Source organism: Goodfellowiella coeruleoviolacea (genome assembly GCF_024171785.1).
Classification (GTDB): domain Bacteria; phylum Actinomycetota; class Actinomycetes; order Mycobacteriales; family Pseudonocardiaceae; genus Goodfellowiella; species Goodfellowiella coeruleoviolacea.
The window spans coordinates 105,081-120,309 of sequence record NZ_JAMTCK010000009.1; the positions used below are offsets into that span (position 1 = coordinate 105,081).

Genomic DNA, 15,229 nt, shown 5'->3' on the forward strand with positions numbered 1-15,229 from the left:
ACCGGGAGGGACGATGATCCCGCCGAACTGGAACGGCCCCTTCCCGGGTCAGGCTCACGTGGACAACCACAACGAAGCACATTCCGGCGCCTACGTCGGTCAGCAGGTTGGCGCGCACTACGGCGACACGACGATCCACCACGACCGCCGCACCTACCACATCAACCACGGTGATCGACCTGAGCGCAAGTACGAAGTCGCCCGCAACTTCCTCAGCGGGGGTACCCCGCGCGAGGCCGAACAAATCCTCAGACAGTTGTGGGACGACGCGCACGTGTCGACGGAGATCGCCTACCACTACCTCCTCTCCATGGTCAGCGACCGGTCGTTCCACGACCTCGACGGGGCGCTATTGAGGAGCATCAACAGCGTTCGCAAGATGTGTGTTTCACGATCGCGCGACGCGTGGAGTGAGGCGGTTGACGTGGCCTGGCGCCTCATGCGGAGCGTGCACAGTGAGGTGGCGGGCGAGCCGGGGAACAACGACATCGAGGACGTCCTCGACGCGTACGGCAAGCTCCCGGAGGCGAGGCAGGACGAGATCGCCCAACACTTGGGCATGATCCTCAGCGGTGTAGTGCAGGAGCGACTTGACGCGGAACACTCCCACCGCGTCGTGACGGAGCGGATGAAGTCCGCTCGTGTGTCCCGAGCTTGGAAGTTCTTCGAACCCGAGCCCGCGCAGCCCTTGCTATATCCACCCCCGCCAGCGCGCGCTGGGCAGGGCAACGTGGGAGGTGTGGTTGTCGGCGGTGCCGTGGTCCTGCTCGGCGTGGTGACGGCGTTGGTCAACGCGACGGCGACCAGCATCCTGATCGACATCCTGCTTGGCTTCCCTTTCCTGGCGGGTGCCGGCTACCTGATCTACCGCCATGGTGGCGCCAGGGAGGCGGTGAAGCTGCGCAACGCCGTCAAGCGGCGGGAGGTCGCGCCACCGCAATATCCGGTGGTGCCGCGTTCACCGGGCCACTGGGTCAGCACCGCGTTCGTCGAGGAGGTTCACCGGCTGGTCGACAGCTCCTTCTCGGCGGTGCGCCCGCACGTTGCCGGCGACTGGCCCGGCTACACCGCGGGGGTTAGGGCGCACCTCAAGCAGCGCTTCGTCGATCAGTACGGGAACGCGCAAGTCCCAGCGAACTCGATCAACTGGCTGATTCGGTGGCATGCGCAACACATCGCCGCCGGGTGGCGCGACAACATGTTGGCCCGCAACCAGATCCCCGTCGAGCCGCGCGACAACCACCTATTCCAGATCGGTGTCGCGGCTGGAGCACTGGGTTTGCTGGCGCTGCTCTTCGGCAGTGGCTTCATGCCGCCCTTGTTCGTCGGCGTGGGCGGGTTCTTCGCCGCACGGGGTGCCCTGCGCATCAAGGGAGGACAGGAACTTCACGTGATCCTCCGCCACGACGCCCAACGCCTCCATGAGGCTGAGAACCATGCCTACCAGGAGTGGTGCGGGGTCCTGGCGGACCGACCGAGCGATGGCGAGATGGCCCACTGGTTGGCCATGGACAAGGCGTACCTGAAGGACAACGTGATCAAGCGCGCCAACCTGTCCGCTCGTAATCTGGTCACGCATGTGGTGATGACGGAGGGGGCACGAGGTGCCCTGCGAGCGCGCGTGCTGCACGGCCCACCGCGCTTCTCCCGGTATGTCGTGCAGGTCTTCCTGCTCACCCTCAGCGGTGTGCGCGAGACGAGGATCGAGTTGGACTTCCTCACCGGCGTCGCCTGGGATGAACGCCGGCACCTCTTCAGGTACGACGCTCTGGCGTCGGCCAGCGTCACCGAGAGAGGCCTCCGGGCCACCAGGGGTGAAGGGCCGCAGGCCGAGGAGGTGGAGCGGCTGCGCAGTCGCGCGTTCCACCTGACCCTGGTCAATGGCAGGGACATCAGTGTGGTGGCCGAGAACTTCCGCAACCAGCAGGACGACAGCGTCGAGGACGAGTCCGAGCTGTTCGATGTGGCGCTGCAGACCTCCGGCATCGATGCCGCACTGCCGATCCTGGAGGCGGTGGCCGCGGAGGGCGCTGACTGGATCGCCCGTGACCAGGAACGCCGGGAGCAGTGGTCGCGCGATTGGTACGAGTGACCGGCTGCTGGTCCTGACCGAGGTGCGGTGTCCGGGCGGCACGTGCCGATTCGTCGCCTCGGTCACGTCCTTTGTGGACATGGGTCGCCGGCCGGAACAGCCGCGGCGCGAGCTGATTATCGGATTTGACGAGCAAGCCCCTGGGGTAGCCCGCTTCATCGGCCTACCCCAGGGGTCTGTGCCACGATCAGTAGCCGCTGGTCAGGCTCTGGTCGGCGCGTCGCACGAGTGCCGAGGCGGGACGTGGCGTCGGGGTCGTCGGCATGGGGCGCGCCTCCCGCCGCCCCTTGCCGCGCCGGGACGGAAAGGACGTGCCGCGGCGCACCCCGCAGGTGAGGAGCGCGGCACCGTAAACGATGAGCATTGTTTCTCCTTGGGTCTTATCAAGCTGCCCTTGTCGGGGCGGATGAAGCCGGGACTATCGGTGACCGGTAGCACTCATGAGTGAATCCTCAGTCGTGCTGTAACGGTGCGTGTCCGGCTGTGACCCAGTCTTTCACATGCACGGCCAGAAGTGCTGCGAAAAGCTCTGATCAAAACCTGAACAAGACCTGAACGCCATCTGGCTGGACACGTGTGCCGGTGGGCTGGTGAGATTCATGGAACGAACGGCATCGCTAGTCAAGGTAGGCAGGATCGAATGAAGTTCTGGCTCCTCGGAAAGGTTGCTGCCGTGCTGGAAAAAAATTCCCCGCCGCTACGGTTGCGGCCCCAGGTGACCGCTTTCCTGGCTGTTCTGCTCTTGTCTCCTGACTTTACTGCTGATTTGGCCACCATTCGGGGCTATCTGTGGCCCGGGAGCCGGGAGAGATTGGACAACAACATCCAGCAGTGTGTGCGCATGCTCCGCGCGGCCCTCGGATACGACACCGTGCGGCGTGTCGGACCGGGCACGTACTGCCTGGTCGTGCAGCCCGAAGAGGTCGACCTCCACCGCTTCCAGGAGCTGCTCAAGACCGCCAGAGGCGCTGTCGGGGCCGAACGTGCCACGCAGTTGTTGCAGAGCATGGACCTGTGGAGCGGTCCACCGTTGGCGAACATTGACGGTGTTGGCTTCGATGGTGTCCGGGGCGAACTCGTGGAGATGTGGAAGTCCGCGTGTGTCGACTACATCACCGCCGAGTGCGAAGTCGATGCTATAGCGAACATTGAGACGAACCTGCCCAGGCTTATCAAGCCGTGGTCCGGCGAACGGTATTCGGGGCTCGTAGCCGAGATTAAGGAAGCGTACGCCAGGCAGCTAGCGAACAGGAACCAGGTGGTGGCCGGCTCGGCGGGCCAGATGGCGCCGAGGCAACTCCCCGCTCACCGGACGAGCATTGTCGGACGGGACACCCAATTGAGGTTGATTGACGACGCGCTCCTCCAGAGCGGCGGACCGCGTATCTGCGTACTCACCGGGCCGGCCGGGGTGGGCAAGAGCCTTGCTGCGCTGCGGTGGGCAGAGACCCGTGAGGAGTACTTCCCCGGCGGAACTCTGTACGTCGACCTCAACGGCTTCTCGACCCACAAACCGGCGGAGCCCGAGCAGGTGCTGATCAGGTTCCTCAATGATCTGGAGGTCAAGATTCCTCGCGCTAAGGACGGGTTGAGCACTGCGTTCCGCACGGCTTTGGCAGGACGGGCTGTCCTCGTGGTCCTCGACAACGCCAGGGACGTGCACCAGGTGCGGCCGATGCTGCCCGGCCCGGGGCCCAGCGCAGCGATCGTGACCAGCCGCAACCAGCTCGCCGGCCTCCGCGCGGTAGTGGGCGCTTCGGTTTTCGACGTGCCTCGCCTCAACGCAGACGAGTGCGCGGTACTCCTCGCTTCTGTGATCGGCCGTGCTCGAATGGAAGCCGAGCCGGACAGCGCGCGCGAGCTGTTGCGCCACTGTGCGGGCCTGCCGCTGGCGGTGGTCGTCCTCGGTTCCCGGATCGCGGCCAGGAACGTCCTCACGCTGGCCCACATCGTCGCGGAATTGCGGTCGGCAGTCCACCGGTTGAGTTCCTTCAGCCACGACGAGGCCGAACTCAACGTGCGGGGGGTGTTCGAGTCCGCGCTGGCCCAGTTGAGTCCGCGTGCCACCGAGTTGTTCTGGAAGCTCGGGGTTCACCGAGGCCCGTCCATCAGCCGGGTGGCCGTCGGTGTCCTGTCAGCCCTCGCCGAGTCCGACAGTCAGGACGCGTTGGCTGAACTGCGATCCGCGCACATGATCGAGGAGGTCTCGTACGAGCGGTACGCGATGCACGACCTCCTGCGGGACTTCGCTGAGGAACGTGCCGCCGCCGAGTCCGCTGCCGAGCGCCGCGTGGTGGTCGAACGCATTCTGGACCACCTGCTGCACAACGCGCGGGCGTGTGACCGCGTGATCTCGCCGGTGCGTGAGGTCGCGACCGGAGGTGTGCCGTCCGGTATTCCCATCGTCGCCCCGGAGAGTCCACAGGCTGCTATGGCTTGGCTAGACGCGGAGTATGACGTGATCACCGCAGCCGTGGACCAGGCCGAATCCCTGGGTTTGGACCGATACACCTGGCTGCTGCCCGTCGTCATCTCGACCTACCAGCGGCGCAGAGGCCACTACCTGGACGCGGGCAGGATGCTGGAGAAGGCGTTCCAGGCCGCCGAGCGGGTGGCCAATCCCGGCGACATGGCCATGGTGCTGCGGATGCGGGCCAGGGCCGACGAGGGACTGAAGCGGCTCGACCACGCCAAGATCCGCCTCGCCGACGCGATCGCGCTGTGCGATCACGGCGCTGATCCTCTCGGCTACGCGCACAGTTCCAATGCCCTCGCCGTCGTCCACCGGGAGAACGGGGAGCCGGATCTGGCTGAGAGCCGCTTCAGGGACGCGTTGGCGATCTACCGCGACCACGGGGACGCGGCTGGCGCGGCGGTGAGCCTCAACGGCATCGGTTGCACCTTCTGGGACCGCGGGGACGTGGACAAGGCCTTGGCTTTCTGCGAGGAGGCCCTCGAGGTGTCCATGGCCTCGACGGACGAGAACGGGCGGGCGAACGTCTTCGACAGCCTCGGCGACATCAAGCTCGCCAGGGGAGAACCCGAGGTCGCCGTGGACTACTACCAATCCGTAGTCGAGATCTTCTGTCGTCTGGACTACAAGCAGAACGAAGCACGGGCCCTCTGCCGACTGGCGGACGGGTTTGCGGCGATGGGGGACGCGGCGAGAGCCCGATTGGCCCTCACCCGGGCCGTGAAGTTGTTCGAGGAGCTTTCCGATCCGGCAGCCAGAGAGGTCGCTGAGCGGTTGCGGGCACTCGAATGACCGCCTGGGATTACTTGAGTCGCTACTCACCTGACAGCGGCGGGACGGCGGTACCGCGCTGTCGGATCAGCGCCGACAAGTTTGGGGTTTGGCGGGGCACCCGCAGCAGGGAGAAAAGGCCTCAAGCGTTCGACAACCTCGGCGGCAGTCTGGATCCGGAGCCGGCGATCCCAGCGGATCATGTCCCCAATGACGGATTTCAGATGAGCGGGCACGTAGGTGAGGTCCGGCTGCGGTGGAGCAAGCTTCACCTTGCGCGCAAGTGCCAAATAATCTTCCTGGTAAGGCAGGTGCAGGGTGAGAAATTTGACGAGCATGCACCCCATGGAGAATACATCGGCGCTCGTGTTTATCGCCACAGGCTTCGCCTGTTCGGGGGCGGCGAATCCGGGGGTCCCCTCACGCAGTGGGGGCCTGTGGCCCGCTACCCAGGTCGAACCGAAATCGATGACGTAGACATTACCGCTGTGATCGATCATGGCGTTGCCGGGTTTGACGTCGCGATGCACATACCCTGTGTCGTGCAACAGTGAGACTGTTTCGGCGACTTGGGTGACGATCGACACGGCGATGTCGAGTTCCATGGGACTGTTGCCCGCGCTCGCGTATTTGTCTACGGTCACCCCATTGATCATCTCCATGACGATGAACCGTCCTTCGTTGTACCTCTGGCTTCCAATGTACTCGGGTATCCCACGGCTTCCCTTGTAGCGCTTGAGGATATCCGCCTCGTCTTTGAATCCCATTTCGCTCGACTTGAACTCGGTGTTCGACTCGAAGGTGCGCAAGTGTTGGAACTTGATGGCGACCTGTCGGTCCAAACGCGTGTCGTAAGCGGCGAAGGTCGCGCCAAACGATCCTTCGCCGAGTTTCTGCTTGAGGACGTAACGGTTTGCGACACAGTCACCCTTGCGCACTCGCCTTCCCCTTTCACGAACCAAAACCAGCAGAGGAGGAGCATGCTGCCGTGGCAGCCGCCCGAAGGCGTCAGCGGCGCAGTGACCACGATCGTGGTGACCGCCGCCGCGCCGAGGGGGAAAAAATACAAGTGCGCGATGGCCGAGGCCATCCGGGCTCGCCCTGGCCTCAGGGTGCGGCAGGGACAGGCCTCCGCCAGGGAGAGGCTTCAGCACTTCACGCTCGGGCCGTTCATGGAAAGCCTCGACGCAGTCGAGCGGCAGTACAGGCCGCTGGCCATGTCGGACGTGCTCTGCGCCGTCGAGCGGAACCCCCGATTGCACGACGGGCTGAAGAAGTGGACCTCCGACGCTGTCCGGCGCTACGTGGAGGTTTTCAGCCGGGAGGACGACACCCCGGAAACCCGGCTCCGACTCGTCCCGAAGCGGTGGACCTACCGCGTGGAGGTGTGTGAGCCGGGCGTGCGGGGGGCGTACGCCTACGAAATCAGCGCGTGGGGACGCTGCTACGAATCGGTGGATCGCCGGGTACGCGAGCTGCGGCTGATCGGCATCCGTGCGGACGCCGAAGCCCGTGCGGACGCCGAGGTCGCCATCGCCGCGTTCGTCGCTGCCCGCGCCACGCCCGATGAGCGACTTGAACGCGTGCGGGTGGTCGCCTTCACGCCCGACTCGGACGAGCCGACGACACTCTTCGACGACACACCGCAGCGGGCCGTGAGCGCGTACGAGGAGCACGGGCGCGGCGTCCTGGCCGAGATCGTCGACGGGCACGGCTACCAGCCAGGCACCGCGTGCCTGCGGTGCGCCTTCGCCTCCCGGTGCCCGGCACTGCCGAGGGCCAACGGGCTGCTGGGCGTCGACGGCTCCGGGCGGCCTCGGCGGACGTGGTCGGTGACCACCGGGCGGGCCTATCAGGCCTGTCCCGCCCGAGCACACCTGCGCGGCCTCAACCTCCCAACGAGCCGTGCCGTCGAGCACAGCGATGCCTCCCGGCGGGGCCGCGCAATCCATGCCCTGCTCGCCGCCCGTCACGCCGATCGCACAAGCGGCCCGTGCGTCGTCGATCTCGGTGCGAACTGGAGTGCCGGCGGCCACGAACTCACCGTGAACGAGCTGGCCTCAGGCAGGGAGATGCTGCGCCACCACGCCGAGGTGTGCCCCCTGCAGCACCTGCCCGCCGACGCTCCGGTCCGCGTCGAGCCGAGGTTGACCTGGGAGGACGGGCAGGCCCAGGTACTGGTGATCGCCGAACCGGATCTGCTCTACCGCGACGGGGACTCCTGGGTCTGGCGCGAGGTGAAGACCAGCGCGCGGGAGCACCGGGGAGGTACGGACTTGCTGTCCACTTATCCGCAGCTCGCCCTCGGTGTCCTCGTCCTGGCCCGCGGCGAACTCGGCGGGTCCCGGGCGCGAAGTCGGGTCGAGTTGGAGGTGCTGCGCCCCGGCGGGGTCGACCTGGAGGTGGTTGACCCCTTCACTCCCCGGGTGCGGCAGAACGCCGAAGCCGTGATCCGGGACATGGTCCACCGGTGGCGGGCCGACGACCTGTTCGCAGCCCAGCCCGCCGTCCAGCACTGCACCCGGTGCGAGGTGGCGGCCTGGTGCCGCGCCAAGGACGGGGCGGTGGTTCGGTGACGCCGCCCGACCTGACAGGCGCTGATCTCGTCCGCCAGATCGCGCGCGGAGTGCTGGCGATGCGCGACTTCCACCGCGGTGGGTACGCCCTGCCCTACCCGCCGGACGCACAGCTCGGACTGGACCGCATCGTCCTGGCCTGCCTGCGCGAAGGCCGCGAGCCGCCGGTCGGTGTGCCCCACCTGATGCGGCTGTGCGAGCTGCCGTTCAGCAAGTGGCCGATCGAGATCTCCGAAGACTGCGGCGGGCCTGACGCGGTACTGATCAACCCGCACACCCGGCAGCCCAGCCGCACGTGTGTCGAGTGGGCGGTCAGTGGCCTGCACACCGGTGCCGACGAGACCACGAGTTCTGTGCTGCTTCGCCTGGCCATGGGCAGCCACTCCGCCTGGGCCACGTACCGGGACTTCCTCATCGAGAACCCCGTGATCGACCTCCACGCGGGGCCTGGATTCCTCACCCGGCCAGAGATGAGACGGATCTGGCAGCACGTCCAAGCCCTGTACGTCGACCTCCGGCCAGAGCTGCGCTGTCCGTCCTGTGGTCTTTTCGCCTCCCAGGGTAAGGACGGCGCTGGATGGTGTGAAAGCGAGTCTTGCGATGCGTTTCCCCAAGAACAGGAACAGGAACAGGAGAGAGCGGACAAGGACATCAAGGCGCTTCCCCGCGAGACCCGCCTCTCGCTGGTGCCCGCTGGCCGAGCCGAACAGGCTCTGCGTGCCTCGCTGTTGGCCGTGGGCGCCGAAGTCCGGATGGCGCCGGAACCGTTCGTCCACGCCGTGGTCACCCTGCCGTCCGGGGCCACATGGGCGCTGGTGGTCCGGGTCGATACCCAACCCGTCCTGCTCGCCGAGGCTGTCCAGTCGTGGGGCGTGTTGGCGGGTGTGGCTCGAATGGTCGTGACGGTTCCGGAGGACGTGATGCGGCGGCGAGCCGACTACAGCGCGGTCTTCGACCGGCACAACACCGGGCGCGACTGGACGTTGCTCAGCACCCGGCGATTTCTCGCCGAGGTGAAACGGGCCGCAAGGAAGGTGAAAGCCCGTGCGTGATCCCGCGACAGTTCTCAAGGACGTGATCGTCGACCTCGTCGGGGCAGGTCTCAGGCGTCACCAGGCCGAACGCCTCTGCACCATCGAAGCGGGTCTGTACCTCGCCGAGCTCGTCGACCGGTCGGCACCTGTCAGCGACGCCTGGACGCTCTTCAGCGGCTACCCGTTCGCCGAGGAACGCGGGCTGCTGGACGACCAGAAGGTCGCTATGCGGCGCGCCGCCCGGTACACCCTGTGGAACTTCGGCGGTCCACAGGCGTGGCGGGACGCCCTGGAGCAGTACGAGTTGTTTCCCGACGACCTCACCGGGTACGGCTGGCGGAGCATCGAGTCGCCTGTCGAACGGCGGCCGGTGGCGGTCTCGTCCCACCGTTGGGCGGTGTACCAGTTCCTGTTCGACCAGGCCCCTCCGTTCAAGCGGCGGGGCACAGACATCGCCGTGGACGACACGTTCCACTTCTTCGCTGGGCGTGACCAGATGACCGTCCGGATTCCCCTGGTCCAGTCGGCCGCCTTCCCGCGGCACGACTTGACCCAGTGGCCATCCGGCGCGGGCAAGCCAATAGTGGTGTCCCGCAAAGCGCTCCTGAAAGCCGCGGAGCGAATGGACGACATCGTTCCGCGGAAATGGAAGCAGAGACTTGAGAAAGCCCGGTTTCTGATGCCCGGAGACGGCGACACACCTGTCAGGTCCTTCACCATCGACCGGATCTTCCACATGCTGGGCATCGTCGGCGTGGGAAAGAGCACCCTGCGCGACACCCTGACCTACTACCTGGTCACCGAGAAGCAGATGCGAGTCACCATCGTGGTCGGTGACGTCGCGGAAGTGCTCTCCCTGGTCGAGATGTTCACCCAGCTCGGCTGCGCCGCCGCACCCGTGCTGGGTGCGACCAGCCGCGAACAGCACACCCAGCGACTGCACCGCAGGATCGCGGGCAAGGGTGAGCGAAACGCGCTCGCACACGATGACCCGGCATTCGCCTACCTCAGCACGTCCTGTGCGCTCAACGCGCTGCTCGGCGAGGACGACCGGCTCGTCTCCTACAACGACGCCCCGTGCGACTTCCTCCGCCGGCAGCGGAAGCGGAAGCCGAGAAACCCCGACCAACAGCTTCCGGACTACACCCAGGTGCGCCACTCGTGCCCGTTCTGGGGTGAGTGCCCTCGGCATCGGTCCGCCCGCGCCCTCGTCGATGCCGACATCTGGGTGGCGACGCCCGCAGGTCTGATCGATGGTGCCGTGCCGAGGTCACAGAACGCCGAACGGATCCGCTACCTGGAACTGGCCGTCCGGCGCAGCCACCTGGTCATCGTCGACGAGGCGGATCGGGTGCAGATGCAGCTCGACCACATGTTCGCCCCGGCGGTCACGCTGGCGGGGGAAGCCAGCGTCTCGTGGCTCGACGAACTCGGGACCCACAAGATCCAGGAGCTGGCGGCGGGCCAACGCGTTCAGTTGTCGAACCGGGACGTCGAGAACTGGACCTCGGCGCTGAACACGGCCTCGATGGTTACCGACCGGATCTACGCCCTGCTGGTGAGCAACTGGGAGCTGCGCGAGTGGGTGGCGTGGAGCTACTTCAACGCCTGGCAGCTCGGTAGCAGGTTCGTGACTTTCCTGTTCACGGACAGGGATGACGTGCTGGAGAGGCAGACGGGGAAGGGCAAACGCAAGAAGGAGCCGAGACCCGAGCCTGACGAGGAGACCGTCCAGCAGGTGCAGGCGGCGAAAACCCGACTCCACAAGGTCTTCGACGAATTCCGGGAAGATCCGCACGGCCAGCGTGCCGACATGTGCGATGAGGCCAAGGCCCTGGTCGAGCTGGCGAACGGCCTGATCCACACAAAGCGATCGAAGTGGACGAGGAGCCGCGTCCAGGAGGTGCTCTCCACTCTGCTCGGTGACAGTGCGCAGCTGTGCTGGCCCGAGGACGAGCATGAGTGGGCACAGGTAGCCGACAAGCTCGAACTCACGGTCTTCCTCTGCGCCCTCGAACCCGCGTTGGCGCTGTTGACCGGGATGTGGCCGTTGGTCCAAGCGGCGCTCAACCTGAAGTTCAACGACCTGCACCGCAGGCCGCTCGACTACGGCCCCATGGTGCCGGAAGCGCCTATGGGGAACATCCTGGGTTTCGAGTTCAGCACCCACGGGCGCGACACCGGCGGGGTGCGCAGCGGTGAGCTGCGGTTGTTCCGGTGCAGCGGAGTCGGTCGGGACCTACTGAACCGAATCCCGGACATCCCACATCCCGACGGTCACCCGGGCAGCCGGGTACTGCTCATGTCGGGCAGCAGTTGGGCGGGGAAATCCACGCGTTACCACATCCTCGAGCCGGTGGACCTCGTTCTGGAACCGTCGCCTGAAACGATGGAACGGATCACCAACGACAGCGTGTTCCGGCTGGAGTTCGCCAGGTACGCGGGGGTTCCGCTGACCCTCTCCGGCGCTGACCCCGACGACCGGCCCGACATCCTGCGGAAGATGGTCGCGTTTTTCGCCGAGCGCGACGACGAGGACTACAGCCGGTTCAAGTACGAACTCGCCTCCCTACCGATGAACCGGCGCCACCTGCTGGTGCTGACCGGCAGTTACGACGAGGCGAAGATCGTGGCCGACGCCATCGCCCAGGCGATGCAGCGCGACCGGGTGGTCCGGCTGGTGCCGGACGACGAGCCGGACCGGGAGGACGAGGACGAGAACGCCGCCCCCGCCCTGAGACGCGGAGACGTCAGCAGGCTGTCGCAACTCCCCGCCACGATCCTGGTCGCTCCACTGCTGGCAGTGGAGCGGGGACACAACATCCTCGACGGCAACGAGGAGGAAGCCGCCATCGGCACGGTGTACTTCCTCGCGCGGCCGAACCCGCGTCCCGACGACCTGGGACTCGCCATCCACGCGATCAACGACTGGGTCACCAGGAGCATGGCGGACGGGTCGTTCCGTGGACGCGTGCGTGCCGCCGAGTCGCTCGGCGCCGCCGGCCTAGAACTGCGCCACCTCGCCCGCAAGGAGTGGTACCGGGTGATGGGCCGGAGCCTGGCGTGGAGCAGGCTCGGTGACGACCGGGGCAGCGTCACCTGGGACCTCCTGGTGTTGATGTGGCAGGTGATCGGTCGACTCGTGCGCGGCGGTGTCGAAGCCCGAGTGGTGTTGGTGGACGCGGCTTTCGCACCCGGGACGGCAAAGGCGTTGCAGCAGCAGCGAATCCCGGGACAGAAGGTGCTCATCACAGATCACGACGACGCGCAGACCAGTCTGCTGCTCAGCATCCACGAAGTGCTCGGCGAGTACCTGAATCCCGGGCAGACAGGAGAACACAGCCCGCGCGAACGCGCGATCGTCAAGTCGCTCTACGCACCGCTCTGGCACGCGATCGACCGATGCATCCGCACACCGACCAACGGGGAGTCCCAGTGAAGTACGACAAGATCACACTCGCCGCGTACCAGCCTTCCGGTGAGCAGTGGCTGAACACCTTCCGCACCATCAGGTTCGGCGACGACTGGCGCGACGAGGCGCTTGCCCTGCACCGGCTGGGCCGGGAACGGGTGAACGACCCCACCACCCTGCCGATCGACCAACTCAACAAGTTGTTCCGCACCGTCGCCCCCGGAGTGGTGGCCACGGCCCGCGGCGCCGCGACCGACTCGTCGACGCCCTGGCTCTACGCCGAGCACGATGTGCCTGTCGACCTCGTCGCGGCGGTGGTCAACACCTGGGCGTTCACGCTGGGGCCGCACCGACCAAACCTCGACCCGAGCCGCAGGCTGGAGATCGAGGAGTCGATCCTGAAGGTGGCCACGGCACTGAGCACCTCGATTCCGAACTGGGAGGACGAGGTCGTGGACCTGACCGCATCCGGACTTTCCCGGGGAGGCACGGCGGTGCCGGACCGACGGCTGTACCAACTGCTTCCGGAGGTCCTGGCGGCGCACCTGGCGTCCCGACCGTCTGTGCTGAAAGGCAGGGGAAGCCACTTCCGGGTGGTCACCAGGGGCCAGGGGACGGAACTGGTGTCCTGGCCCCCCGAGTCGAGCAGGCGGAAGCGCCGTGATTGGTTCTACTCCCTCGTCATTGGCATCACCGTGCAGACTGTGCCGTTCTCGCCCATGTTCCGGGTACACGTGACCACCGGCATCCGCCGATGGATAACCGACCCGGTCTTCATTCCCGGCGGTAGGGGCGTCCAGGCCCTCCTCGCGATCGACCCCCCGTGGTTGAACGGGCAGCGGCACACTCCGAGGATGTCCGGCAACTTCCTCATCAGGGACGGCGCGAACGGCGCTGCCCGGTGGCGGAGGGGGAGCCTGGCCGTTCTGCTACCCCAGTTGGACATCATGCGTCAGTACCCGTCCGCCGCGAAGGTCGTCGCGAACCCAGGCGTCTGGTTGGCCGGGGTTGGCGGAGTCCAGGCCGGTGTGGTGTACCGGAACGGCCTGGTAGACCACGAAATCGAGACCGGGGTCGGACCCGACGAGCGGGCCGAACTCGATCGGTGGGTCGAGGACAACCTGCGCCCGTGGTTCCGGCGCACTCCGGACATGGTCCGCACCGGGCATGCCGCCAAGCCGGCCCTACGTGTCGAGAAGCGGCTGTCCAGCGAGGAGAGCAGGGCGGCCCTGGACCGGCGGATGGCACCCGAACGGCGGGCCGCCCTCGCACGGGCGCTTGACGGCGCGCCTCTCAAGGTCGACATCCACTGGCAGACGGAGCGGACCCGCGACGAACTGGTGGCCGCGTTGTGCGCGCTGCTGGACCTCCCGAACCCGGACTTCGGCGCACAGGGCGATGCGACATGGATGTGGACCGGGGACGGTATCACCATCGAGGTGATGTGCCGTGAGTTCGATGTCACCGCGGCCTCCGCGTTGGCCGGAGCGAAGAAGGGCACTGACCGGAGGAAACACCTCACCGCCGAGATCAAGCACCGCCGCGCCCTCGTACGTGGGTTGTTCGAGCGGGATCTCGACCCCGCCCGAGAGGCCGGCGTGGTTTTCGTCGAGCTGCACGGCGAGGACAGCTTCGTCGCGACCGGCACTGACCCGAAGACCGCTATCCGGTTGGGATGCGCCAGCGCGGGCCGGTTGAGCCAGTTCATCGAGAGGCTGGACGACGGCGAGGGGCTGGCTCATCGGGCGAGGATGGCCTGCCTCGACGGCCTGCGCCAGCTGGGGGCGGTGACCACGGCTCCACCACGTCTGAGCGGCCTGCCCGAGGGCACCCGAATGGTGGGGATGTGGACCGCGCGACGACGCGCACGCGATGTGACCCGTTACGCGCACCGCGAGCTGGTCGTGGTCCGCGTCGAGCCCCGGGACGGGCACTACCAGGTCGAAGGCTGGCACGACGGGCAGAAACGCTGGCTGCCGTACCGCCAGTACCTGTTGTCCATGCCGGAGGTCGCCGCTGTCCGCCCGAGTGTTGAACGCAGGTCCACGAATGTGCTGAAGGACGGGCAGGCGTCCACGCAGCGCCGCATTCGCTCTGTCTTGTACCAGCTGCGGGACCGGCCCACGGCGCTGATGGTCAACTCGGAGAACATGCGCTTGTGGTGGCCGGGGATCCGCAACTCCGAGCTGGAACGGGACATGGTCGCCTTCGGTGCCGAGCCGCCGCAGCGGTTGGCAGTCCTGGGGTCGGACCTGCGCCTGATCCTCATCCGCACCGGTGGCAGCCGGACCGAGGTCCCTCAGTGGTACGCGATGACGCCGGACCACGATGCGGCGGGCTTTTCCGCAGAGATATGGCGATCTGGGCAATCGGTGATAGACGAGCGGGTGTTCGCCAGCACAGCGGAGGTACCCCACACGGTCAAGGGGATGAACCGCAGGACGAGAAAGTTGCTGCCGAACGGCACCAACGCGACCACACCGGCCAAGCGGATGTGGAATCCCCGCTACGTCGAGATCACCGTCGCGGGCTGTCTCTCCTCGACCGCCTTGGCGGCGGCGGGCCGCACTGGTGAACCGGACGACCCGGCGACCTGGGCGGCCCTCGCCCACCAGCAACGCTACGTCGACGACTACGTTCCGCTGGCACAACCCGCTGTCCTGCACTGGGCCAAGCTTGTCGAGGAGTACGTCCTGCCGACCGAACCGTTTTGATCAGCTGCCGCGTTGCTGAGTGACCGCACCCACACGAGTGCGAAGGCTTCTTGAGGATCGAACCGGGATTGCACCGTGCGGCAGCGCTGGACGAGACGTGGCGGTCTTCGATGAGCAGCGGGGGCGTTACCGTGGAGCAGGGATGGGTCTTTCCGGT

The 15,229-nt window shown here is 66.6% G+C and carries 8 protein-coding genes; 6 read left to right on the forward strand and 2 right to left on the reverse strand.

Features of this window, described 5'->3' with window-relative positions; genetic code table 11:
• Positions 1-13 precede the first annotated feature (13 nt).
• Positions 14-2,092: a hypothetical protein gene (locus LX83_RS20155; protein ID WP_253773689.1), complete on the forward strand. Its 2,079-nt coding sequence runs from the start codon at positions 14-16 to the stop codon at positions 2,090-2,092.
• A gap of 187 nt (positions 2,093-2,279) precedes the next feature.
• Here the strand turns inward: LX83_RS20155 and LX83_RS20160 are convergent, their stop codons facing one another.
• Positions 2,280-2,456 carry a hypothetical protein gene (locus LX83_RS20160; RefSeq protein ID WP_253773691.1) on the reverse strand — a complete coding sequence of 59 codons (177 nt, stop codon included), beginning with the start codon at positions 2,454-2,456 and terminating at the stop codon, positions 2,280-2,282.
• 276 nt (positions 2,457-2,732) lie between these two features.
• On the opposite strand from LX83_RS20160, the gene LX83_RS20165 reads away from it, so the two are divergent.
• Positions 2,733-5,357 carry an AfsR/SARP family transcriptional regulator gene (locus tag LX83_RS20165; RefSeq protein ID WP_253773693.1) on the forward strand — a complete coding sequence of 875 codons (2,625 nt, stop codon included), beginning with the start codon at positions 2,733-2,735 and terminating at the stop codon, positions 5,355-5,357.
• 26 nt (positions 5,358-5,383) lie between these two features.
• On the opposite strand, the gene LX83_RS20170 is transcribed toward LX83_RS20165, so the two are convergent.
• The gene (locus tag LX83_RS20170; RefSeq protein ID WP_253773696.1) at positions 5,384-6,274 is read right to left on the reverse strand and encodes a serine/threonine protein kinase; all 891 of its coding nucleotides are present in this window, start codon (positions 6,272-6,274) and stop codon (positions 5,384-5,386) included.
• 42 nt (positions 6,275-6,316) lie between these two features.
• Between LX83_RS20170 and LX83_RS20175 the strand changes: the two genes are divergently transcribed.
• Genes LX83_RS20175 through LX83_RS20190 form a run of 4 tightly spaced genes read left to right on the forward strand, consistent with a single transcriptional unit; the run spans position 6,317 to position 15,072 of the window.
• The gene (locus LX83_RS20175; RefSeq protein ID WP_253773699.1) at positions 6,317-7,912 is read left to right on the forward strand and encodes a PD-(D/E)XK nuclease family protein; all 1,596 of its coding nucleotides are present in this window, start codon (positions 6,317-6,319) and stop codon (positions 7,910-7,912) included.
• Positions 7,909-8,964 carry a pPIWI_RE_Y domain-containing protein gene (locus LX83_RS20180; protein WP_253773701.1) on the forward strand — a complete coding sequence of 352 codons (1,056 nt, stop codon included), beginning with the start codon at positions 7,909-7,911 and terminating at the stop codon, positions 8,962-8,964. The genes LX83_RS20175 and LX83_RS20180 overlap by 4 nt, the downstream gene beginning before the upstream one ends.
• Positions 8,957-12,385 carry a pPIWI_RE_Z domain-containing protein gene (locus LX83_RS20185; RefSeq protein ID WP_253773703.1) on the forward strand — a complete coding sequence of 1,143 codons (3,429 nt, stop codon included), beginning with the start codon at positions 8,957-8,959 and terminating at the stop codon, positions 12,383-12,385. Before LX83_RS20180 ends, LX83_RS20185 begins: the two co-directional genes overlap by 8 nt.
• Positions 12,382-15,072 (forward strand): pPIWI_RE module domain-containing protein, encoded by a 2,691-nt coding sequence (locus tag LX83_RS20190; protein WP_253773705.1) that lies wholly within the window; start codon positions 12,382-12,384, stop codon positions 15,070-15,072. Before LX83_RS20185 ends, LX83_RS20190 begins: the two co-directional genes overlap by 4 nt.
• The last annotated feature ends 157 nt before the right edge of the window (positions 15,073-15,229 follow it).

Excerpts from the sequence above, each read along its gene's own strand:
- LX83_RS20175 (WP_253773699.1), top strand. The coding sequence starts at position 6,317 with ATGCTGCCGTGGCAGCCGCCCGAAGGCGTCAGCGGCGCAGTGACCACG.
- LX83_RS20155 (WP_253773689.1), top strand. The coding sequence starts at position 14 with ATGATCCCGCCGAACTGGAACGGCCCCTTCCCGGGTCAGGCTCACGTG.
- LX83_RS20165 (WP_253773693.1), top strand. The coding sequence starts at position 2,733 with ATGAAGTTCTGGCTCCTCGGAAAGGTTGCTGCCGTGCTGGAAAAAAAT.
- LX83_RS20160 (WP_253773691.1), bottom strand. The coding sequence starts at position 2,456 with ATGCTCATCGTTTACGGTGCCGCGCTCCTCACCTGCGGGGTGCGCCGC.